Source organism: Paenibacillus rhizovicinus, from assembly GCF_010365285.1.
Lineage (GTDB): Bacteria > Bacillota > Bacilli > Paenibacillales > Paenibacillaceae > Paenibacillus_Z > Paenibacillus_Z rhizovicinus.
Window position 1 is genome coordinate 3,123,020 of record NZ_CP048286.1, and the last position, 22,155, is coordinate 3,145,174.

The window sequence follows — 22,155 nt, forward strand, 5'->3', positions numbered from 1 at the left end:
CTCTCCGCTCGTTCTTAACGGATTCCAACGCCTTCGCAACGCAAACAACCCCGGCTCATCGCGAGCTGGGGTTGTTTGCGTTATGGATTGTGGATATTCGTACGGCTAACTGGCCTGGGACTATTAGTAAGCCAGGGAGAACAAGCCGTTGATGTGCGACAGGTAGCGCGCGTTACTTGCTTTCTTCATCAAGGAAGCAGGCGTGCCTTTCAGCTCGATGCCGGATCCGCCAACGGCGCCGATGCCGTCTTTGCGGCCCAGGCTTGCAAGCGTACCGGAGAATACCGGGCTGAACGTGTCCATTTTAGCGCCTTTGATCAATGCGCCGATGTTCGCGCCTGCCAGTTCGCCCATTTGCCATGCCAGCTGTGCTGTCGGCGGGTATGGACGGCCTTCCGGTGCGAATACGACTGCACAGTCGCCAGCCAGGAATACTTCAGGGTGCGAAGTGGATTGCAGGTGCTCGTTAACCGTTGCGCGGCCGCGGTTAACTTCGATGCCGCAGTTGCCCACGAGGGAGCTGCCTTGAACGCCGCCTGTCCAAACAAGCGTATTCGTTTCGATCGTTCTGCCGTCTTTCAGCGTAACGACGTTGCCGTTTACTTCCGTGATCGCAAGGCCTGTCAGGAATTCCACGCCGCGAGCTTCGAGGCTCGTTACCGCGCGTCCGATCAGTTCAGGCGAGAAGATCGGCAGGATTGTCGGCATAGCTTCAACCAGCGAGATCGAAACGTCCGCGAAATCCACGCCGTATTGACGGCAGATGCCCGGAAGCTCGTCAGCAAGCTCGCCGACCAGCTCGACGCCAGTCAGACCGCCGCCGCCGATAATGAACGTAGCGTCTGCTTTGTTTTTGCTTGTTGCATATGCTTTGATGCGGTCTTTAACGTGGTTGAATACGCGGTTCGCATCATGAACGGATTTCAGCGTCAGGCTGTTCTCTTGCAAGCCCGGGATGCCGAAGTAGTTCGTTTCGCTGCCCAGTGCGAGCACCAGGTTATCGTAGCGGTACGACGAACCGTTGTTCAGAGCGACTTGTTTGCCGGCAACGTCGATTGCTTGCACTTCGCCTACAACGACGTTAACGGATTTGCCTTTAAGCAATTTCTCAAGCGGCAATGCAACGGCTTTCTCGGCTACGTTGCCTGCAGCGAGACGGTGAAGCTCCGTAATGATTTGGTGCGAGGGAACGCGGTTAATAATCGTGATGTTCGCTTCATCGGTAGTCAGATGCTGGCGAGCGGACAGCGCGCTAAGCAAGCCGCCGTAGCCGCCGCCTAGAATCAGTATTTCTTTTCTCATGGGATCTCATCCTCCGTACTTCGCATAAGTTATGAATCGTCGATATCGGTTCGGTCGGTTTAGCCCTGTTTCTTTCTTTCGCCCAGAATGTCGAGGTATGCTTGGCCAAAGCGAAGCATCTTTTGCAATTCCGGATCTTTCATCAGTTTGATCATGCCGAACAAGCCGATGACGTTCTCGCTTTGCTCTGCACGGTCGTTCGCTTCGATCGCCGCGGATGCGTAGCCTTTTACTTTCTCGGTCAGCGGTTTAACGACTTCTTGAATGCCGCCCACCGTGTCTTGGATCAGGATGCGGTCGGATGCAACCTTTTGCGCCAGTTCGTACGTTTTCGTCATCAAGCTCATCATTTCGGACAGTTTAGGAAGCTGGTCCACCAGTTGTGTCAGCGCTTCTTGCACTTCCGGCTTTAGCAGTTGATCGAGTACGTCCGATTTGACGAGCGCCGCCGATGCATCTTGCTGTTCCAGGTTCGATACCATTGTTTCACTCATTGTATTGCCTCCTTCAGATGTAGTCACTCAGCTGCAATCATCCCGTCAGATGAACCGGCGTGCCGCCTAAGCGGCATGGCAAGTTTAATCCCATTAAGCGAGTAACGCGGTGAAGCATTCCGTCGTCGAAAAGGGAGAAATGTGAAAATAATCACAAGACGCTTCGAGTATGACAGCAGCCTTTCTTCTGTCTCTACTGTATCGCTTTTTTCCCGGCTCGACTATAGGTAATTGTAAAATTATTTTTATTATGACTATAAAAATAATTAATCATCCCAAGAAAGAACGCCCAACGCCGCAAAACATGCGAAATTCAGGCGCCGGACCTAGGAAAATACCACTAATCATGACTTATTCTGCTCCCTCGACGGGAAGTTTATTTCTACGCCCTGCGAATCATCAACAACGTTAAATACATATCCGGCAATAAAAAAAAACCGCAGAACGCTGGCTGCCGAAAGAGAGCCACCGGCCCGCGGCCTCGTGAATCGTACTTCTATAATCGTTATTAGGCCGTTCGCGGCTTCTGCGGCGCTGACGTCTCCTGTCCTTGCCCCTGCTTGCAGTCTATGGCCTTGGCCGTGGCTGCGGCGGCGGCCGCCAGCCGATCCAAGATTCCCGCGAGCAGCGCATGGGATGCCTCGCTTCGCTCCGTCTGCGCCGCAATCTCGGCAGCCGGTTGAATAAACGGCGCCTCCGTCAGCTCGCTTGCCCAAACGCTGAGCATCGTGCCGATGCAGACCGGCGTCGTCTCCAGATGAAACTGAAGCGCCAGCACCGTTTCTCCGTACGCGAATGCCTGATTGCCGCATGCTTCGGAACTCGCAAGACGAACCGCGCCTTCCGGCAGCGTGAACGTGTCGCCATGCCATTGGAAGCTCGTGAACGACTGCGGGACGCCTTCGAAGCAAGGATGCCGCTCCTCCGTTCGCTGCACGGCGTGCCATCCGATTTCCTTCCGGTCGTTGCGATAGACGACGCCTCCCAGCACCTCGGACAGCATTTGCGCGCCGAGGCAAATGCCGAGCACGGGCTTGCCCGCATCGATGCAGTCCCGGACGAACCGCTTCTCGCCGATCAGCCACGGATAGCGCGCTTCTTCATATACGCTCATGGGACCGCCCAAGATGACGAGCATGTCGAACGACTCCTGCACCGGATACGCAGCCAGCTCGGCAGGTAAGAGCACGCGCAGCGCGTGGCCTTGCCGCTCGGCCCATGCTGCAAGGGCACTTTCATCGTCAAATGCAAAATGCTTGCACACTAGGATGTTCATCCGTCGTCCCTCCATCGCGCATCGCTAATTACGGTCTATTAAAGGCTATGACCGTATATTAATCAATGCCGCCCGGCCTGTCAACGAAAAAAATCCATGAAAAAGATATACGAAACACATGATGAGGGACAGCAAAAAAAGACGAGCGTCAGTCGGCTCGTCTTAATGTAATCCGGTATAGTTTCAGCGGCCTTCCTCTTGCGCCGGCCGTTTCTTCGCCTGTAACTTCCGCAAACCCGCTCGTTTCGAGCTGAATCAGAATGCGCCTGGCGCTTCGCGGCATGATCATCATCTGCTGCGCCAGCTGTGTCGACGTGAGGACATCCGTCCGCGTCTTCCTCAGCACCGCTTCGATCTTGCCGAGCGTTGCCGTGCTCAGCCCCGTCCGTTCGCTGACGGTCTGCAAGCCTTCGGCAGAATAGGAGTAGGACAACTGCTCCGTCCGTCCGAGCGGCCCCGTGATCGTTTTGTCGTCGAAAGCGACCATCCAGGCGCCTTTGCCGCATTGCCGGGTTTGCATCAGCGCTTTGCCTGCCAGCAGCTCTGCTTCGTAAGCGGTGCGGCCGATGCCGATGCCGCAGGTCAGCTCCGCCCCGAGGCCGGACAGCTCCGGGCCTTCCGGGATTTGCTCGAACCCGCGCGTCACGTCCTTCAAGATGCCTCGCGTGGTGAAGATCGCATACCGGCCCGGCGAGATCGTCTTCAGCGATCCTTGCAGCCGCCGGGAGTAATCCAGCAGCGATTCGCTGACAGTCAGCTCCAAGCGGAACAGCTCGTCGGAGCCGAACGTATCCCTCGTCAAGCCCGCGTAAGGATCCGTCTCCACCAGCTGCACGGCGATCTGCGCATCCATGTACCGGAGCGTCTCCCAAGTGCGCGACGCTTCCGCCAATGCCGCCTGCACGGAAGCTTCCGTCGGAATGACGCGAAGCACGGGAACGCCGAGCGCCTTCAGCTTGTCCTGCACGTACCAGACGCAGGTGACGGCATAATCGATTGCGCCGCGGCGCCACAAGTCCGCATGGTAATCGATCAATGCCTGATACGAGCCGTCGAACGGTTTGCCGTTCAACGCGGCGCCGGTCAGCCCCAGCTCCTCCGCGACCTTCGCCAACTCCTTAGGACCGTACATGTCGAAGCTCAGCCGGCTCATGTCGACGCGCTCCCGGTAGAACAGCTGGCATAACGTCCGATATAACCCGGCGCCGCTGTAGGAGATATAGAACATCGGCTTCGTGATCCCCGGCGCCTGTTCTCGGGCCGCCCGATAGGGCAGCGGGCCGGAGAACAGCCACATGTCGACCTTCTCGGCGTTCGCCGTCACGATCGGGCCGATGTCTTCGAACCGCTCATGCGCGAAAGGCAGGCATTCGAACTCGCCGTTCTGCCGGATAATCGAAGTAATGAACGCCATCGTGTCCTCCACGCCCACGTATCCGAGCTTAATGGTCATCCGGCCCCTGCCTCCTCTCTGCGCTTCCTTTTCGCCGGGATGAATCCCCGTCGGCGCGACGCAATGCAATGCAATGCGATGCGAATAAACGTTATCTTAAATCAACTTATGCTGATACCACTTCTTCCCGCGGAAGCGCCAGAGGAAGACAGCCCCCCGCACGCCCCACTCCAGGTTCATCGCCAGCCAGACAGCGACGATGCCGCCGTGGAGCACGATGGCGAGCAAATAACCGAGCGTGATTCTGAACAGCCACATGGACAGCAGCGACACCAGCGACGTGAATTTCGAATCGCCCGCCGCCCGCAGCGCAGACGGCATGATGAAGCTTTGCGACCAGAGCAGCACCTGGGTAACCGCATTGATAAGGACGATAATGAAGATGTCGTGCACGATTTCCTTCGGCGGATGGAACAGGCTGACGAGCGGATGAAACAGCGGCACGACGATTAACGCCGTGGCAAGCAGGAACATGCTCGATATCCACATGAATGCGCGGGCATACTTGCGCGCGGCCTCGGTGTCCTGCCGTCCCATGCTCTGGCCGATGACCGTAATCGCCGTCAGCGCCAGCGCGTTGGAAGGAATTTGCGTCAGCTGCGCGAACGAGCCGCCGATCGCGTTAACCGCGATCGCATTCGTGCCCAGATGGACGATGAAGATTTGGGTGACGATCTTGCCGCCGTTGAAGAACATTTGCTCGGCCGCGAACGGCAGTCCAACGTATAGGATTTTACGAATCATGTCCAACTTGACCTGAAGCATGTCCTTGATGCGCAAATGCAGGTTCGTGTTCTTCTTGACCAAATAATAGAGCGCGTACAGCGCAGCCCCGTAACGCGCCACATTGACGGAGATGCTGAGGCCAAGCACGCCCATGTGCAGTCCGTTGATGAACAGCACGTTCAGCAGCACGTACGAGAGATTCATAACGAGCGAGAGCACGAGCGAAGCCCGCGACTGCCCGATGCCCCGCAATGCGCCGCAGACCGCTTCGACCAATGCGATCCCCGCGTACGATGCGCAGCTCCCGATGAAATACGTTTTCGCTTTGTCGAACACGTCCGGCGACGCAGACCCGAACAGCAGATGGAGGGTCGGTCCATGGAGCGCGATCATCGCCAAGCTGATTCCAAGCGCGAACAGCGTGACGGCCGCGATCGAACTGGCCGCCGCCTTGGACACCATCGGCGCGTTACCGCTCCCTTTATACTGCGCCACGATAACCGTTCCGCCCGTGGATACGGCGACGAAGACGCTGACGAGGAAGAAATTCAGCGAATCGACCATGTTCACCGCGCTGATCGCCGATACGCCCGAGGAGCTGATCATGGCAACGTTCACCACGTTCAGGCAGACGATGAACGCTTGGTCGATCAGAAGCGGCAGGAACAGCGCGGTCAGCGTCCGGTAATCGCCGATCGCGACGCGCGCTTGCAGTTTTGCCAGCAGGGCTTGTTTTCGTATTCGATACGCCGACTGAGCCACGACATCATCACATTCTTTTTCTCGGATTTGGGTGTTGCTTCTGCATGACAACGGCATTGTAACATTTCTTGTAACGTCTCTTGTTTCGTCCATTATAGCAAAGATCGGCGCGGAGGGGGCTCCGACTTGCAGGCTAAGTTATTCGGGACTCCCGCGTCCCGCTTGGGCAAAGTACAGCTACAGTGGATTTAACCCATCCGCCGCCCTTGAAACAGGCCTTGTTGTATGTCACAATCTTTAAGGGAATACATAGCGTATTCAGGTTTCATGTAAGGCTTCGGCGATCGGTTCTAACCCATCTTTCTTAAATGAACAGGAGGCATTGTTATCATGAAAACGATCAAACTCGGCACTAGCAATCTGGAAGTGCCTGTCGTGGCTATCGGCTGCATGCGCATCAACTCGCTGGACAAAGCCGGCGCGGAGCGTTTCGTACAGACCGCGCTCGAGGAAGGCGCGAACTTCTTTGACCATGCCGATATTTACGGTGGCGGAAACTGCGAGGAAATCTTCGCGGATGCTATCCATATGAGCGACGACGTGCGCGAAAAAATTATTTTGCAATCCAAATGCGGCATTCGCCAAGGACAGTTCGACTTCTCCAAAGAGCATATCCTGTCGTCCGTCGACAAGATCCTGCAGCGTCTGAGAACCGACTACCTCGACGTCCTGCTGCTTCACCGTCCGGATGCGCTCGTCGAGCCGGAAGAAGTGGCGGAAGCGTTCGATCAGCTGGAAAGCTCGGGCAAAGTGCGCCATTTCGGCGTTTCCAACCAGAACCCGAACCAAATCGCGCTGCTCAAAAAATTCGTGAAGCAGCCGATCGTCGCGAACCAGCTGCAGCTTAGCATCACGAACGCCAACATGATCTCGAACGGCGTGAACGTGAACATGGTGAACGATTCCGCCATCAGCCGCGACGGCAGCATCCTGGATTACTGCCGCCTGCACGACATCACGATCCAGCCGTGGTCGCCGTTCCAATTCGGCTTCTTCGAAGGCGTATTCCTGGACAACCCGAAATTCCCGGAACTGAACGCGCAAATCGACGAGGTCGCCAAGAAGTACGACGTCAGCAACACGACGATCGCGATCGCTTGGCTGCTTCGCCACCCTGCGAACATGCAGCCGGTGACGGGCACGATGAACATCGAGCGCATCAAGGATTGCATCCGCGCAAGCGAAATCCGCTTGACGCGCGAAGAGTGGTACGCCATCTACCGCGCTGCGGGCAACATTCTTCCTTAAGCGTCGATTCGCGTTTGTTACGCGTTTCATGAGTGGCTCATAAGTGCGCTCAAACAAGAAGGCCATCCAGGTGATCACCTGGATGGCCTTCTTGAGCTATGGAGACTGTTATTATATTGCTTGCGCTCCCACGCCTACAGCGTCGACGAAGCCTGTCTCACCAATCCGGTCAGCTGCTCCGCGTCGAACGACTGGCCCTTCTTCAGCTTCAACGTCTTTCTCTCGGGCGGTCCGTCGAACTGCCCTTCCGGGAGCGCCAGCTCCGTCGCGTTGAAGATCGTGAAGCTGACAGCGTCCTTCGAGGTGCTGATGACGGCGGCATATTTGCCGTTCTTGAGAAAATGCGGCTTCTTATACTGAATGCGCTCCTGCACCTCCGGTACCGCGCCGTGAACGACCTCGCGCAGTCCCGCGCAGAGCTCGCTTTGCCAAGGTTCTTTCACCGCCGCAATAAAATCCGTCACTTCCTGATTCATTCGCTTCTCTCCTTGTCCCACGAGGCTAGTTTAGAAAGCTTGCCGGCAATAATTCTGTAAAGGTATACCAATTATAATATAGAAAAGCCCGCGGAACGCAACAAAAAAACGACAGCCAAGGCGATCCACCGCCCCGGTTGCCGTTATTCGGTTCACTTATTCACTTCGCTTGGCTATTCGCAGGCTCACACGCTGACCGTGGCCTCCGGCTGCTCTTGCACGGGAGGATGCACGAACGACTTCTTCGCCCACACGCCGCTCTTCCAGCGCGCCAGCATAAGCAGTCCCCTCAGCCATTCGTCCACGGTGAACGCGATCCAGATGCCGGCCAAGCCCCACTCCAGATGCACGCCCAGATAGTAGGCCAGCGGCACGCAAACGCCCCACATCGAGAATACGCCCATCAGCACCGGGAATTTCGCATCCCCGGCCGCGCGGAGCGAGTTGATGACGACGATGTTGAACACGCGTCCCGGCTCCAGCACGAGCGAGATGAGGAAGATGCCCGCTCCCATCGCGATAATCTTCGGATCGTCCGTGAACAAGCCGACGAGCTTGAAGCGGAACAAGGCCGTGATGGCGACGACGACGGCCGTCATCACGATGCTTAATCGCAGGCTCTTCAACAGCCTGTAATAAGCGGCTTTCTTCTCCCCCGCTCCGACCATGTGGCCGATGATGATCTCGGTCGCGATGCCGATCGACGTGGATAACGCCATGAAATACATACTGATATTGAACACGTAGATATGCGCGCTGAGCGCCTGCTGCCCGATAATGTTGACGAAGCTCATGATCATCATATATTGGGACTGCCAAGCGATCTGCTCGCCAGCCGCCGGCAAGCCGACGCCCAGAATGGTTTTCATATGCTGCTTATCGAACGAGACGTAATCCTTGAGCCGGATCGGGCTCGGAATACGGCGGTACAACAGGATGATCAGGACGATGATGCCGATAATCCGGCTGCAGATGGTCGAGACGGCCGCGCCCGTAACGCCCCATTCCGGGAAGCCCATGTGGCCGAAGATCAGCAGGTAATTACCCGCGACGTGGAGCACGTTAACGCCGAACGTGACATACATGACGTCCCGCGTTCTGCCGTTCGCGCGAAGAATCGACGATACCGCGTACGACACCGCTTCGACCCAGATGAACCCGCCGATGAACCTCATATATTTATTCGCAATCGCGATTTGCGCCGGATCCAGGTTGAGCATTTCCATGAACTGCTTGCTGAATACGAACAACACCAAGCTGACGATCAGGCCGAAGATGACGTTAAGCGAGATGGCCAGCGCCGAGATGCGGCTCGCCGTTTCCTTCTTCCCTGCCCCTAAATACTGCGTGACTGCCACGCTCGTGCCGATGCCGACGAAACCGAACATTAGAATACAGAACACGATAATCTCATTGGCCAAGCCGACTGCCCCGGCTACATTATCCGAAATCCGGCTTAGCATGAATACATCGGCGGTACCCAGCATCATCCGCAGGACGGAATCGATGAGGATCGGCCACGTTAGCGCGAATAAACTTAATTTTTTCCAGGTCGGAATCGCTTCCCCCGTTTGTTCCCCAAGTTTCATAAAACGGTCTATCTCCCTATTCTCGTGATGAACACTGATGTCCAGCTGTGCTTGCCTTCATCATTATGCCATAGGGCGCTTCGCCTCCGCTTGTCCAATATTTATGTCTTTTGGGTTTATATTTGATGAAATGGGAGCCTTTCTGTTACCATGTTTAACGTAAAGGAGCGATTCACCTTATGATCAAGAATACCAAAGTGGGCCGGAACGACCCATGTCCCTGCGGCAGCGGGCTGAAATACAAGAAATGCTGCTTGTCCAAGGACGAGGCGTCCCGTGCCTTGCAAGCCCAAGCGCAGGTCTCGGCAGCGCCTGCTTCGATCTCGTTCGAAAACGAGCAATTATACATCGCCGTACCCGAGACGATCGAAGAGATGTACGCGTCGATCGACCGCATCGCTTGGTCTCAGCCTCCATACGGCAGCCTGGCCAAAGAGCTCGTCCCGCATCTTGCCGATCGTTTCACATGGGACGAAATCAATGCGACGGTACTGATTTGGTTCGCTTATTCCAGAGAAAACGCGCCGATCGTGCCGAAGCCGGGCGTCGTGTTCGCCGCGCTGGAATACAGCCTGTCCTTGCTGACCGGACGCCAAGACGTGACCAAAGCCGAGGTCGCGAAGCGGTACGAAGTGTCCGCGGGCAGCGTGTCCAAACGGATCGGCGAGCTCGCTCCATTCGTGGATCGCGCGATTGAAGCCTTGAACGGCGAGCACTAAGGGCTCGTACGAATGGCCTGCACGAAGAGCCATCGCTGAAGGGCAATAAGCCGATAATCCTACTTTTATAACGAGAAACAGCCCTATTACAGGAGCTGCCCGGGCCATGCGACGATGCATGGCTGCCGGGCAGCTCCTTTTTCTGCTTTTCCGGCCGCATAGACAGCGGCTCCGTAGTCCGCGTCCCGTATTGGACCTGGACCTGCATGATTGAACCTACATGAACCCAAGCTTCCTGGACGCATTGTCCGTCAGCCATTCGCGGCTGCGCCCTTTGGCATAATCCGACTGCATCTCGGCGATCAGCTGCTCCAAATTCACGACATGCTCGTAATGCATTTGTAAAGCAGCGGAGGCGTACAACTCGCTTAGCTGGGCCAGCGAGAAGCCTTCCGCCGCTCGCGCCGCGCGGGCGACCGTCTCCTCGTCCGCGAAGCGCCCCAAGCCTTTGTGCATCAGGTAAGACAGGCGCAATGATTCGTTCGGCGTCTTCACTTCGTAAGCGCGGTCGAAGCGGCCGGCCCGGTTCATGAGGGCGGGGTCGATTTTCTCCGGATAGTTCGTCGTGCCGATCAGGTAGATGCCTTCCTTCGACGTGGCCCCGTCCAGCGTGTTCAGGAAGTACGAACGGCAGGCGTTCGGCATCGAGTCGATATCCTCGATGACGAGCACCATCGGCGCCATTTGCGTCGCGGCCGCGAATACTTCCTGAATCGATCCGCTGCTCGTATATTCCGTGATCTGCCAATACGCGACGGGAGCGGATGCGGTCGTCGATATGGATTTGACCAGCGTGGTCTTGCCGTTGCCGGGCTTGCCGTACAGCAGGATACCTCTCTTATACGGAATGCCGTACGTCTGGAAGAACGACCGGTCCTCCGAGAAGAACTCGTCGATCGAGCGGTAAATCTGCGTCTTCAGCTCTTCATCCATGAACACCTCGTCCCGGGTAACGGGCGCGGACGCCGACTCCCGGTTCTGCTCCAATCCTTCCTTGGTATCGGTGAATACGACGATTTTAGGATTCGCAAGCTGGCGCGTCCTCAGCTCCTCCAGAAACCGGAGCATCCCTTCGTCGTTCTCGCCGAAGATGAGATCCTCGTAGCCGAGGCCGTGCGCCGTCAAGCGGGGCACGCGGGCCATCGCGACGCGGTGCTGCGTATAGATGAACAGGTTGTTGCGCACGGCAGGCCGAATCGTATAACCGCTTTGGTTCTGCCCGGGATCGCCCGTAAACTCGAACACGCTCGTCTCGACGAGGTCGAACAGGCTCGCCGCATGCTCGATCCCCTCGTAACCGGCCGACAGATCCGCTTCGAGGCCGTTCCACACTTCGTTGCCGTCATCCTGATAATAAAGGCGGAAGGCCGTTCCGAAGCGTCGGCTCAGAAAATCCGCGATCGCCTGCACGATCGCGATGTAGTTGAAATAGCTTCCCGCGTCCGGCGACGCGCCGGCGAAACGATCGGCACGGACGATAAACGGCGGTTCAGCCGCCGGCTGCAGCTGTACATTCATTCGTTTCATACCCATAGGCTTGGGCTCACACTCCTTTCACAACCGCTAGAGGGCGGCACTTGGCGACAACGTCGGCCAGTCTTGCGTTCACGACGCTGTCGATGATGCGGTCGACGTCTTTGTACGCTTGCGGCGATTCGTCGAGGATGGCTTCCAGCCCGCGGTGATTGACGACGATCTCGTCTTCCCGGCCGATGCGCATGGAAGCGGCGAACTCATCCACCGTGACCAGCTGCTTCGTCGCGTTCCGCGAACGAACCCGGCCTGCTCCGTGGCAGATGGAGTGATAGTTCCGGCCGCCGTCCTGCGCGCCGACCATCAAGTACGAGGATGTGCCCATGGAGCCCGGGATAAGCGCGGGATGGCCCGTTTCCCGGTACGGCTCGGGATTGTCGGCATGGCCGGCCGGCAGAGCGCGCGTCGTGCCTTTGCGATGCACGAAGAGCGCCTCGCCATCGTGTTCTTCCTCGCACGCGTAATTGTGCATCAGATCGTACAGCGTGCGCGTCTCCGCCTGGGCGCCGAACGTCTCTTTGAACGCATCGCGGACAGCGAAGGCCATCAGATGGCGATTCGCCACGGCGAAGTTCAGCGCGGAGTACATCAGATTGGCGTACGTCTGCCCGGCTTCGCTGCCGAGCGGCGCGAACACGAGCTTCGGATCGCTCGTGCCAAGCCCGAGCCGATGCATCGTCTTGACGACCTCGGAGCCGCTGTATTGATTGACCGCTCCGCCCCATGCACGGGAGCCGGAGTGGATCATGATCGCCACTTGGCCGTCCCGCAGCCCCCAGCTCTCCGCGATAGGCCGGTTCTCTTCGTTGAGGCTGATCGCCTGGATTTCGATGAAGTGATTGCCGCCGCCCAGCGTTCCGAGCTGGCGGTGCGACCGATGCCACACCGGCTCCGGAATGCGGTTCAGCGCTTCTTCGTCAAAGTGGAAGCGGCTGCTCTCGACATGCGTGAGCGATGTCGCTTTTCTCGGCGTATAGGCATCCGGCACGTATTTGCCGGGGAGACCGTGCAGCCCTTTGCGCAGCACATCCTCCAGCCGGATATCGGAGAAGTAGCCACGCGCGTGATTTTCCACCGGAATGCGTTTCTCGATCGCCTTCACCAGCTTGCGGCGCAGCTTCACGTCCTGCAATTCGCTTGCCTGCAGGTTCGTCAGATGGACCCGCATGCCGCAGCCGATATCGCTGCCGACGATGGAAGGCGAGACGAATCCGTCCTCCGCTCCCCAGACGGCCGTCGTGCCGATGCAGGTGCCGACCCCGACATGCGCGTCCGGCGTATAGCTCATATAGCGGATATGGGGAATTTGCAAATTGTTGTTCGCCATCTCGAGAACTTTGTTCCCCATGGCATGAAATAATTCGTCGTGGGCGAAGACGTGCAAATCGCCGGCAGGCAGATCGATTCGCCGATAATAAGGGTTTGTTGGTTGCGTAAAGTAAGGGTTGTTTGATTGCATAAAGTCCTTTAATTCCTCTCGTGTTAAAAGATTAATATGATTCAGGCTGCCTCCTTCCCGGACGGCAGCGAATGAATGAAAACGCAAAAAGACCGCAAGCGTCATCGCTTACGGTCTTCGCGCAACAAGAAATGAAGGGTTCCCTTCCCGAACGACGCAGCCGCGCCGGAACGGACGAGATCCTTATTAATCGATTGCTTGGGCCCGTAGAGGCCGATGGACAATGAACGGAATATTCGGTTGCGGCAGTGCGGCGTAGCGACGTTGAAGCATTCCGGTCATGTCGGTCGACCTCCTTTCTGGTTATGATGGTGTTAATCATACGAGCCAAGGGAATGATTGTCAATCGAAAAATAGAAAAAAGTGATTGAGGCAATTAATTATTTTTATCGTAAACGATAGTCCGCGCTTCCCGCATCACGTCTAGCGATAACGAAACGTAATCTTGTACGCCCGTCCCGAGTAGTAATACGAATAGCCGGCCAATCCATTGCTTGCCGCAATGGCCGCTTTCAGATCCGCAATCTCATCCCCGGCATAAACCGCCTTGAAGCTGACTTCCTTCGTCCGCGAAGCGATCGCATTCCCGATAAACGCCTTCAATTCGTCGGCGCTGTGCATCGCCCAGCCTTTGTATTCGAAGTAGTCGTACTTCACGGCAGTCGCTGCCGGCCAATCCGTAACGATCCACTTATGATCCTTGCCCAGAGCGGCATCCGTCACGTTGAAATAGCTGTACATGAGGCGGCCTTTCTCGTCCGGCACCGGATCGTCCCACGTCACGTCCAAATTGTAATAGTCGCCGTCGATCTTGACCTTGTTCCAAGCATGGCCGACGCCATTGGCCGTACCGGTCACGATTTGCGAGTCGATTCCGGCCAGCTCCAGCATAATATGCGCCGCGTACGCGTACCCCTGGCAGACTGCGGTGCCGAGAAACAACGAACCATACGCGCTGTAAGAATCCGCCGGAACCGTATCTTTCAGATAATTGTCGTAATCGTAGGCAATATGCAGAACGAGATAATCGTGAATGGCCAGCTCTTTCTCGAAGTCGGTCATGCCCGGCTTGAGAATCGAAGCATTCACGCGCGCTGCCTCCTCATAGATCCTTTTGGATCGGTCATCCTTGAAAATCAGCTCCTGGCCATTATGCAGGGCAGCTTCCAGCAGGTCCGTTTCGCTGCCGATGTACAAGGGGCCGTATCCCGACGCTATGCGGTAGGCTAGCGAGAAAATCTGCTCCCGCGACGCATTCGCTTTCGGCTGAAAGAGCAGCCCCTCCTTCATCTTCGCGCCTTGCAGGATGCCTGCCGCGGACAGCTGCCCGGCTGCTTCCTTCGCCCAGCTGGCGATCGAGCTTGCATCCATGAACGAAACAGCAGCGTGGCCCTGCAGTTTGTCCGCAAACCCTGCCTTCGCGATCGCGTTGTAGAGCATCACTGCCAGCTGCTCGCGCGTAACCGGCGCATTCGGCGTGAATACGCCCTCCCCCGTCCCCCCGACGAGCCCCAGCGCATACGCCTTGCGCACGTCGACGTCGTCGGTGTCCCGGAAAGGCTTCGCCGTCGGCGCCGGCACGGCTTTGCCCGTCATTCGCTCGTACAAACGAACGATGACGGCGCTCAGCTCGGCTCGCGTTATCGCGGTCTGATAATCGGAGAACAGCTCATCCGGGATCAGATCGAATGCATAGGCGCGGTTGACATCCTCTTTCGCCCACGCGCTCGGTTCATAGGAATGCGCAGCGGCCGTTGCGGATAAAGGCGCCAGGAACAGCGCGTTCGTGAGCAGAAGGCTCAGCGAAGCAGTCATGAGCAGCGCCTTGGCTGAGCGTTTCTTCTTGGTTGGCATTGCAGCGTTCATTAGGCGGGTCTCTCCTTCTCGTCCCTAACAGGAATGGTCATCTTCCCGTTATATCGGCAGGAAGCGGCTGTCGTTTGACCGGATAGAGAAACGGCCGTCGTCCAAACAGTATCAAGCAAGGGCCTTGGCCCTGGCTTTGGCTAAAGCTTCAGCCTCAGCTTCGGTTACAGCTTTGGCTTTGGCTTCAGCTTCGGTTACAGCCGCGGATCGATTTCTCTCTCCTTGGCCGTCTCGAACAGCAGGTTCGCTGCGGCTTGCTTGTAGCCTGCGTGATCAGGCGCAATGTCGCCGAGCTTGACCGCGAGCATCGCTTTGCCCAGCCGGTGCTCGTTCGCGGAAGTCCGCAGCTTGGCCGCGATGCTCTTCTGCTTCAGCAGCTTGCCGTATTTGTTCGGGAACCTATAGTCGTATCCATATACGATCGACAGGTAGCCCGGGTTGCGGACTTTCAGATAAGGCACGGTGCCCGGCTGCTCCTGTTCCGGCTTGATGACGATGCCTTCCATCCCATTCTCCACGGTCAGCTTGGCGAAGAAACGCTCCGCTTGCTCATAAGCGTCTGCCGCCTCCGGATCGAGCGAGATAAACTCGTCATCCGACAGAAACCGGTACGTCTCCGACGTCTTGCCTTCCGGGAATCGCTCCTCGCCGCTCTCCAGCACTTCTTTCAAAATCGCGAACGGTTTGTAGTCGAGCTCCGCATCCCCGCCATAGAGATCGAGCTGCCGGCTGTACACGCGATAGGCCTCTTCGTGCTGCTCCAGCGGCACGTATGCGTCTCGAATGTCGCGCAGGTATTTAAAGTTCTGGTACGCATGCGGCCCGTAATGCTCGCTGAGCGCCTCTTTCTTCATCGTGTGCTGGTCCTTCTCGAAGCCGCTGGCCTCGAATTGCCCCATGAGCGAGCCGAGCGCATCCTCGAAGCCGTTCTGCCGCAGGAAATCGAGCTCGGTCGCAAGCGCCTGATCGATAGGCCGGAATTGCCGTTCGATAAGTCCTTCGCCCAGCGCTTTCCAAGGCAGCAGCTCGCCGTCCAGCAGCAGCACGTCAACGCCCTGCTCCGCCATGTACGGGCCGAACCGCAGCAGCAGCCGCTCGTAGACGGGGGTCATGTCGACGGATTGGATTTTGTACCCGTTCCGGCTGACGGCGTAGCACTGCTCCACATCGCGATACAGGTACAGATTGCACCGGGATCCCATGTACTTCGGCTGCAGCACGACCCTTTCGATGCCGCGTTCGGCGAAATAACGAAGGCCTTTCCGCAGCGACTCCAACTCGCCTGCAACCTCGTCTTTATCAGCCGGAGACATGGTCCCGGAGATGAAGTTCACCCGGTTGCGCGAGCAGTAGCGCAATCTGCGGGATGCGTCGTCATCGAGCTCCAGCAGCGATACGTTCTTCTCTTCCCGGAACAGTACGGGCAGCTCCTCCTGCACGGTCGTATTCTGCGACTTGCGGCTGCGGAAGAACGGTTTCGCGCCCATGCGGACGGCGGTCAGCGCATTGCCGTGGACGCAGCCCGTGTCGAGGTGGATCTTGTTCTTGATGCGAAAGGCTTGCTTGGCCGCGATATGCCCGAACAGATGGTACGGATGATTGCCTACCGCTTCCTGACGGAGAAATTCCAGCTGCGGCTGGACGGAAGCCTCGCGGTCAAGGCGGAAATTCCGCTGGTGACGGACGGCGTTCGCGTCCAGCTTGCCGATGTATTTGTTCCGGCACGGTGCATGCGTGACGTAGAATGACGGGCCGTGAATGCCCGCGAACCGGTAGAACGGCTGCGCCGACTCCGCCAGCACGGTGAATTTGGCAAACAAGGCTTCGTCTTCCGCCAGCATCTGCACGGAGTCGAAGTACGTCCGCAGCAGTTCAGGGTCGGCACCCTGAATCTCGCCCTGCATGTACTTGTAGACGAAATTCTCATGGTTGCCCATCACGAACAGGAAATGCTCGCGGTTATCGTGAAGGAACGTAATCATTTCCCGGGTTCGCTTGCCTTTATCGATCCAGTCGCCGGCCAGAATGACGCGCGCGCCACGCACGTTATCGGTCGCGATCAACTTGCCGTCTTCCAGTCCATACCCGTGATCGCGCAGCAATCCTTGCAGTTCCTCCACGCACTCATGCGTGTCGCCGACGACGATATAGCCGCCTTCCTGCGGAAGCACCGCTGCGCGGTAATCCTCCCAGTCCTCGATCGTGACGCGGTAATCCGCATTCGCCCGCCCCTCGGCAGGATCGTAGAAATCCTTTGCGCGAATCTTGTGGATGCGGCCGTAGCCTTCCCGGGAAAGCACGGGCAGCACGTCCTGGCGAAGCCGGTTCAAGTGATTCGAGATGATTTTCTTCGAGCGTTCCGATACGTAGTAGTCGTCCCGCTTCCGGTAATCGAACAGGATGACCTCCAGGTTGTAGTTGTTCTCCTGCGCGATATCGCGTACTTTGCCGCGAAAATCCTCCGCCAGTCCCGTCGTATCCACCACGACGAACTCGGCATTGACCGGGAACGAGGTGACAAGCTTCAACCGCTCGAACAATAACTGGAACGCGTGCGAGCTCGCCTCCATCATGACTTGGTCGTACTTGTCGTACCCATAGCCCAGCAGCTCCTGGCGCATGTCGTCCGAAGACAACAGCTGCACGTTCGTACGCAAGCCTCTGGAGGCATCCTCCAGCTTCAGCTGCGGCAGAAGCACTTCCTTGGCAAACGTCGTTTTGCCGCATTCCGTAGCGCCGACGAGCAGGAAGATCGTATGCAGCCGGGTTTGCATGTGAACCGTCATCTATGTCGCCTCCTTCCCCCGGACGATAACGCCCTGCGTCGTGTAGGTGCCGTTCACGCTGTCGCCGATTGCGATAAATTCCACGCTTGCGGGCACCTCGCGAACCGTCTCTGCGAACCAGCTGCGGAACGCTTCTTCTCCCATTTCCCACTTGTGATCGTCGTGCCGGAAATCATCCAGCTCGTAGTACCGGTTGAAATCCGCGTTCGGCGTCGTGACGATCATGCGGTCGAAGTCGACCGTATCGCAAATCCGCCGAATGAGCGCCGCGGCCTCCTGCTCCGGCATATGCTCGATAACCTCCGTCAAGATCACGTCCACCCGCTCGCCGTTGTACGACTCCAGGAACTGCTCCGCGGACAAGAACGTCGCGATGTTGCCGATGTCCCGCGCTTCCGCCTTGCGTCTCACGGTTTCGAGCACTTCCTCGTTCAAGTCGACCGCGTAATAGCTGCTGCTGTCGATCTTGCCCGCAAAAGGAAGCGCATAGAATCCCTCGCCGCAGCCGATGTCCAGGATAGACTTGTCGAACGGCAGCACGCCCGCGATATGATTCCGTCGCTGCAGCGCGGTTCCTCCGTATTGAAGCGCGATGGCATAACGGTCCGTCCGCTCGATGTCGGCTTTGTACTTCTTGAACCGCTCCCGCGTCGACAGGAAGTTGCGGGCGAACAGGCTGCGAATATAGAAAGGCGCGTCGATGACGTTCAGGCTGCGGATATATTTGTCCAGAATGGCGTCCGAAATGTCGATGTACTCGTCGCCGAACAGCGACAGGAACAGGCAGAGCACGCTGACGACATGCAGCAGATGGTAGAGGCTCTTCTGCGTGGTAATCGTCAGCGAGTAGCTCTTATGCGCACGATGCTCCAGCGTAAACGCGCATTCTCTCATATGCTTCTCGAAGAACGCAATGTAGCGCACTCGGTCCACATGGATAAGATTGATGAAGAAGCTGTGTTCGAAGCCCCCTGTATCTCTGTCATCCCGGGCCTTGAACGGCGCGGAGAAGAAATCGTTAATGGCATTAAGCGGAAAAAGCGGCGTATTATAGCGGGAGACGTTCAAATATTCGAAGCTCTCATCCTCATGCCGCTTGTAGGAAATGTCGTTGGCTGCATCCTTGAAATACACGTTGAAGGCCGTGGCCGTCTCGTCGGAGTACCAGCCGTATGCCATCCCTTTGCGAATCGGGCGCAGCTGCATGCCGGTGCCCGGATTCTTCTTGATGAGAAACGTAAAATGCGGATTGGCGGATCTTACTTGCACGATAGCCATTGGAATCTTCCTTTCGTGAATCAAACTGTCCGGCTGCGCTTAGGTCAAACGAGTCTGCGCTGCAGGACGCTTCTGCAACCTGTCTCTACAGCAGCCCGCGCTCCTGCAAAATCTCCCGGATCCGATCTCTCAGCCGATCATCGGGCTCCACCTTGGCAAGCGACTTCATTCCCGCGATGACACTGTCGTCCCATGCATCAAGCGGCCAAGCTTCGAGCGCCTTCAGCGCCATGCTGCGATTGCGGATGACCGGGCTTTGCAGCGCGGACGCGATCAGCGTCTTGCCGACGCCGGGATGCGCATCCAAGTCTTGGACGATGCTGTCGAGCGCGCCGTGCACGGCGAACTCCGGGCCCAGGCCCATTTGATCGGCCGGGCCGACGGCAATATCCGCAAGAGGCAGCGCCCGCTCCGCGAAACGAACCAATTCTTCCACGCGGGAACGGTCATCCGTGCGCATCAGCTCGTAGTACAGCGATTGATCCGCCGGGGCCGCCTGCAGTTGGCGATACAGTTCCGGCCAAACGTCCAGGCCGAGCGCGCGGGCGGCGCGGATAGCCGTATACTGCTCCGCCCGGCTGCCGGAAACGAGCGCAGCCCAGACTTTATCCGGCCAATCTGCCCGGAAGACAAGAGGCTTGCTGAGCTCGAGCAACCGAATGCGCTCGGCCTCCGTCCATGCTCCTGCATAACGAGCCGCCCAGCGCTCGTCGTCCCCCGCGTTCAGAAACTCGTAAATCTCCATCATGTCCGCGAGATGCGCCACGCTCGCTCCTCTGTCCCGCGAAAGCCGCAGGAAGTGGCCGAGCACCTCGGGCGCATGGGCATAATCGTCAATGTCCTCCGCCGGACCTCCTCTAAGGAGCGCGGACAGAATCTCTCCCGCTCCCTCGTATAGCGCCTCATCCACGGCATCGCCTGCCAGCGCGAGATGGAGCTCGCCGTTCACCGCGCAGGCGTAAGCGAGGTATTCGTTCATGATGCTGTTGCGGCATCCGTGCCGCAGCAGCCAGGCTTTGATTTCCGGCGTTGCCGGCTCCAGGCGTTCCACCAGCTGGATTTTGCCCCAGCCATGGACGAACTGCGCAAGCTCGAACAGCTCCTGATTGACGTTCGCCAAGCTGTTCTGAACGGCCACCGACGCGTACAGCGTAAACTCCTCATGCTTGCCCAGCGTCAGGATCAGGTCGCGATGAAGCTCGGTTTCGAATCGGCCGAGCAGCGCGATGCCGAACTTCACGACATTCCGGTGGGCACCGTGCTCCGCGAGCCACGTCGCCTCTTGGTAAAGCTGCTCCAGCCGGATGCCGGGAAACCCCCGCAGCGCATCCAGCAGCGGATCGATCATGCCGAGGATATCTTCTTCCATGAGCTTTACATAGACGGCGCGCCTCGTTCTCATGCCCGGCTTCCTGCTGAGCTTGGCAAGCAGCTTCGCGAGTTCGTGTACGCTTGCCTCCTGCCGTTCGCCGCCTGCATGACGGCCGAACGCGCCGTCCAAGCCGCCGGCGACCCAGCGGAACGGCTGGTCCGCCCAGTACGCTTCATCATCCGGCAGCTTGTCGTCCACGATTCGGCCATGCCGGTCAAGCTGTTCTTGGATCGAGGCGTAGATGGACGGCTTTCCCGCCCACGGATACAGCTCTTCTTTCTTGAACAATGAAATCATCTAGGATCACCCTTTATTCGTATTCGTCGTTGGTTTGCTTCCAAGCTTCCCGCAGCGTCTCCCGGAACATCGCGTCCAGCCTGTCGTCCAGCTTCGCATCTGCCGCAGGCTGTAAGGCCGCGCGCATTTCCAGCTCGTGCAGCCGCTCTTCCAGATAGTCGTTGATCGGCTTCAGCTGCGGCTCGTAGTCGAGCTCTTCGCCCGATTTCTTCCTGACCAGCAGTTCTTGGATCACCCGCCACAGCTCGGTGTCCTGCGGAATTAACTGCTCGAGGAGCGTATCGAACGCCATCGGCGGCATCGCGCCGTAACGCTCGATCCATAGGCAGGCCAGAACGGGACGCAGCACGTAAAAATACTTCTTAATCCGCACCCGCTCGCCCTGCAGATACATCCGGTAGTTGCCGCGAGCCATGTTCAGGTAGTGGTACATGCATGATTTCGGAGAGAACATGAGCGGCGACATGGCTCGCAGCTGCTCCGCGGCGGAGAGGCTCTCCGCGTATTGAATCGGCGATTGCAGCCACTCCAGCAGCGGCGGGTTCGACTTGCGGTACAGGTTCAGCGTTTTGCGCAGATCCCAGCCGCTGATGTCCAGCTGGTCGCTGATCGGACGCTCGATGACGTCCCGTTTATCGAAAATCGACAGGTACCATTCCGGCTGCCGAATATAGATGAATCGCACATCGTAATCGCTGTCCCGGGACGGGAATCCCCACGCCCGGCTGCCCGACTCGCAGGCATACAGGATGCGGATGTTCTCATCTCGTTCCAACCGGCTCAATTCGTCGATGATGGCTTCTCTCATGGCTCTCACGCTCGCTTTTCTTCTATGTAAACCTGTCGGTGCGAATCCGTTCGGCACTGATCGGCTCTGATCGCCGCAAACCAATTCAGCTGCAAAATCCCTTTGCCCTTTGCCTTTTGCCGCCCTCGGGACGCGCTTCGTGCTTTCATCATCGCTTGCGGCAGGCAAATTGAACATGGCGGAAGTATAACGACGATGTTTTTCCTCATATAAAATGCCGTGAACGGAGCCATGGGCGGCGGAACCCGCCCATGGACGTTCCTCATGCTTACGCTTCGGCGTCCATAGTCGAATGAACCCTTCCTACGCCTCATCGTTCATCACGATCGGCACGACGTCCGCTTGATAACCTTATCTTCGCTTAGACGCGGCTCCCCGAACATGGCGAAAGTATAACGACGATGAAATAATCGAGAGAAACATGAGGAGGAGTCCGTTTCAAACACAATTTGCCGGCGGCAATTGCGACACGAGGGTCAGAACCGGCTTGCAAGACAGTGCGATATGACGCGGACGGGATTCGAACCCGCATATCCAGGCTTGAAAGGCCTGTGTGTTCAACCATTTCACCACCACGCCGCAATAAAATCGGGTTACTGATGCTGGTGTGCCGTGCACCTAACGAATCGTATGAACCTTATTTGGGCAAAAAATGCCGTTTTGAATTTCTAACGAATCCTACAAGCGCTAATTCAAGCAAAAACCGATTTC

At 57.5% G+C, this 22,155-nt stretch carries 16 protein-coding genes and 1 tRNA gene; 2 read left to right on the top strand and 15 right to left on the bottom strand.

The window, feature by feature from the left end:
- Positions 1 to 123 precede the first annotated feature (123 nt).
- The 5 genes from GZH47_RS13940 to GZH47_RS13960 form a co-directional block, all read right to left on the bottom strand.
- Positions 124 to 1,302, bottom strand: a complete 1,179-nt coding sequence (locus GZH47_RS13940; protein WP_162640635.1) for an NAD(P)/FAD-dependent oxidoreductase — start codon at positions 1,300 to 1,302, stop codon at positions 124 to 126.
- Between the two features lie 59 nt (positions 1,303 to 1,361).
- On the bottom strand, positions 1,362 to 1,796 hold the full coding sequence (locus tag GZH47_RS13945; protein WP_192043608.1) for a helical membrane plugin domain-containing protein: 435 nt from the start codon (positions 1,794 to 1,796) through the stop codon (positions 1,362 to 1,364).
- Between the two features lie 508 nt (positions 1,797 to 2,304).
- A complete protein-coding gene (locus GZH47_RS13950; RefSeq protein WP_162640636.1) occupies positions 2,305 to 3,072 on the bottom strand; it encodes a type 1 glutamine amidotransferase in 768 nt (255 codons plus the stop codon).
- Between the two features lie 148 nt (positions 3,073 to 3,220).
- The gene (locus GZH47_RS13955) at positions 3,221 to 4,525 is read right to left on the bottom strand and encodes a helix-turn-helix domain-containing protein (RefSeq protein ID WP_162640637.1); all 1,305 of its coding nucleotides are present in this window, start codon (positions 4,523 to 4,525) and stop codon (positions 3,221 to 3,223) included.
- A 96-nt stretch (positions 4,526 to 4,621) separates the two neighbouring features.
- The gene (locus GZH47_RS13960; RefSeq protein ID WP_404823789.1) at positions 4,622 to 6,013 is read right to left on the bottom strand and encodes an MATE family efflux transporter; all 1,392 of its coding nucleotides are present in this window, start codon (positions 6,011 to 6,013) and stop codon (positions 4,622 to 4,624) included.
- A 330-nt stretch (positions 6,014 to 6,343) separates the two neighbouring features.
- Between GZH47_RS13960 and GZH47_RS13965 the strand changes: the two genes are divergently transcribed.
- Positions 6,344 to 7,261 carry an aldo/keto reductase gene (locus GZH47_RS13965; RefSeq protein ID WP_162640639.1) on the top strand — a complete coding sequence of 306 codons (918 nt, stop codon included), beginning with the start codon at positions 6,344 to 6,346 and terminating at the stop codon, positions 7,259 to 7,261.
- A gap of 134 nt (positions 7,262 to 7,395) precedes the next feature.
- On the opposite strand, the gene GZH47_RS13970 is transcribed toward GZH47_RS13965, so the two are convergent.
- Entirely contained in the window at positions 7,396 to 7,737 is a 342-nt protein-coding gene (locus GZH47_RS13970) for a DUF1801 domain-containing protein (RefSeq protein ID WP_162640640.1), read from the bottom strand.
- Between the two features lie 185 nt (positions 7,738 to 7,922).
- On the bottom strand, positions 7,923 to 9,326 hold the full coding sequence (locus GZH47_RS13975; RefSeq protein WP_162640641.1) for an MATE family efflux transporter: 1,404 nt from the start codon (positions 9,324 to 9,326) through the stop codon (positions 7,923 to 7,925).
- Positions 9,327 to 9,505: 179 nt separating this feature from the next.
- Between GZH47_RS13975 and GZH47_RS13980 the strand changes: the two genes are divergently transcribed.
- On the top strand, positions 9,506 to 10,045 hold the full coding sequence (locus GZH47_RS13980) for an SEC-C metal-binding domain-containing protein (protein WP_162640642.1): 540 nt from the start codon (positions 9,506 to 9,508) through the stop codon (positions 10,043 to 10,045).
- Between the two features lie 216 nt (positions 10,046 to 10,261).
- On the opposite strand, the gene GZH47_RS13985 is transcribed toward GZH47_RS13980, so the two are convergent.
- From GZH47_RS13985 to GZH47_RS14020, 8 genes are all read right to left on the bottom strand, one after another.
- Positions 10,262 to 11,578: an AAA family ATPase gene (locus tag GZH47_RS13985; RefSeq protein ID WP_225446486.1), complete on the bottom strand. Its 1,317-nt coding sequence runs from the start codon at positions 11,576 to 11,578 to the stop codon at positions 10,262 to 10,264.
- 10 nt (positions 11,579 to 11,588) lie between these two features.
- Positions 11,589 to 13,037, bottom strand: coding sequence for an RtcB family protein (locus GZH47_RS13990; RefSeq protein WP_162640643.1), 1,449 nt, complete (start codon positions 13,035 to 13,037; stop codon positions 11,589 to 11,591).
- A 423-nt stretch (positions 13,038 to 13,460) separates the two neighbouring features.
- Positions 13,461 to 14,903, bottom strand: a complete 1,443-nt coding sequence (locus tag GZH47_RS13995) for an S-layer homology domain-containing protein (RefSeq protein ID WP_162640644.1) — start codon at positions 14,901 to 14,903, stop codon at positions 13,461 to 13,463.
- A gap of 194 nt (positions 14,904 to 15,097) precedes the next feature.
- Positions 15,098 to 17,689 carry an AAA family ATPase gene (locus GZH47_RS14000; protein WP_162640645.1) on the bottom strand — a complete coding sequence of 864 codons (2,592 nt, stop codon included), beginning with the start codon at positions 17,687 to 17,689 and terminating at the stop codon, positions 15,098 to 15,100.
- A complete protein-coding gene (locus GZH47_RS14005; protein ID WP_162640646.1) occupies positions 17,690 to 18,967 on the bottom strand; it encodes a class I SAM-dependent methyltransferase in 1,278 nt (425 codons plus the stop codon).
- Between the two features lie 85 nt (positions 18,968 to 19,052).
- Positions 19,053 to 20,636 (bottom strand): limonene hydroxylase, encoded by a 1,584-nt coding sequence (locus GZH47_RS14010; RefSeq protein ID WP_162640647.1) that lies wholly within the window; start codon positions 20,634 to 20,636, stop codon positions 19,053 to 19,055.
- Positions 20,637 to 20,649: 13 nt separating this feature from the next.
- A complete protein-coding gene (locus GZH47_RS14015; RefSeq protein ID WP_192043638.1) occupies positions 20,650 to 21,444 on the bottom strand; it encodes a nucleotidyltransferase domain-containing protein in 795 nt (264 codons plus the stop codon).
- Positions 21,445 to 21,949: 505 nt separating this feature from the next.
- Positions 21,950 to 22,023 (bottom strand) — tRNA-Glu (locus GZH47_RS14020).
- Positions 22,024 to 22,155 lie beyond the last annotated feature (132 nt).

Bases quoted from the DNA above. Each gene is read 5' to 3' on its own strand.
- GZH47_RS13940 (WP_162640635.1), bottom strand. From the start codon at position 1,302: ATGAGAAAAGAAATACTGATTCTAGGCGGCGGCTACGGCGGCTTGCTT.
- GZH47_RS13945 (WP_192043608.1), bottom strand. From the start codon at position 1,796: ATGAGTGAAACAATGGTATCGAACCTGGAACAGCAAGATGCATCGGCG.
- GZH47_RS13950 (WP_162640636.1), bottom strand. From the start codon at position 3,072: ATGAACATCCTAGTGTGCAAGCATTTTGCATTTGACGATGAAAGTGCC.
- GZH47_RS13955 (WP_162640637.1), bottom strand. From the start codon at position 4,525: ATGACCATTAAGCTCGGATACGTGGGCGTGGAGGACACGATGGCGTTC.
- GZH47_RS13965 (WP_162640639.1), top strand. From the start codon at position 6,344: ATGAAAACGATCAAACTCGGCACTAGCAATCTGGAAGTGCCTGTCGTG.
- GZH47_RS13970 (WP_162640640.1), bottom strand. From the start codon at position 7,737: ATGAATCAGGAAGTGACGGATTTTATTGCGGCGGTGAAAGAACCTTGG.
- GZH47_RS13975 (WP_162640641.1), bottom strand. From the start codon at position 9,326: ATGAAACTTGGGGAACAAACGGGGGAAGCGATTCCGACCTGGAAAAAA.
- GZH47_RS13980 (WP_162640642.1), top strand. From the start codon at position 9,506: ATGATCAAGAATACCAAAGTGGGCCGGAACGACCCATGTCCCTGCGGC.
- GZH47_RS13985 (WP_225446486.1), bottom strand. From the start codon at position 11,578: ATGGGTATGAAACGAATGAATGTACAGCTGCAGCCGGCGGCTGAACCG.
- GZH47_RS13990 (WP_162640643.1), bottom strand. From the start codon at position 13,037: ATGCAATCAAACAACCCTTACTTTACGCAACCAACAAACCCTTATTAT.
- GZH47_RS13995 (WP_162640644.1), bottom strand. From the start codon at position 14,903: ATGAACGCTGCAATGCCAACCAAGAAGAAACGCTCAGCCAAGGCGCTG.
- GZH47_RS14000 (WP_162640645.1), bottom strand. From the start codon at position 17,689: ATGACGGTTCACATGCAAACCCGGCTGCATACGATCTTCCTGCTCGTC.
- GZH47_RS14005 (WP_162640646.1), bottom strand. From the start codon at position 18,967: ATGGCTATCGTGCAAGTAAGATCCGCCAATCCGCATTTTACGTTTCTC.
- GZH47_RS14010 (WP_162640647.1), bottom strand. From the start codon at position 20,636: ATGATTTCATTGTTCAAGAAAGAAGAGCTGTATCCGTGGGCGGGAAAG.
- GZH47_RS14015 (WP_192043638.1), bottom strand. From the start codon at position 21,444: ATGAGAGAAGCCATCATCGACGAATTGAGCCGGTTGGAACGAGATGAG.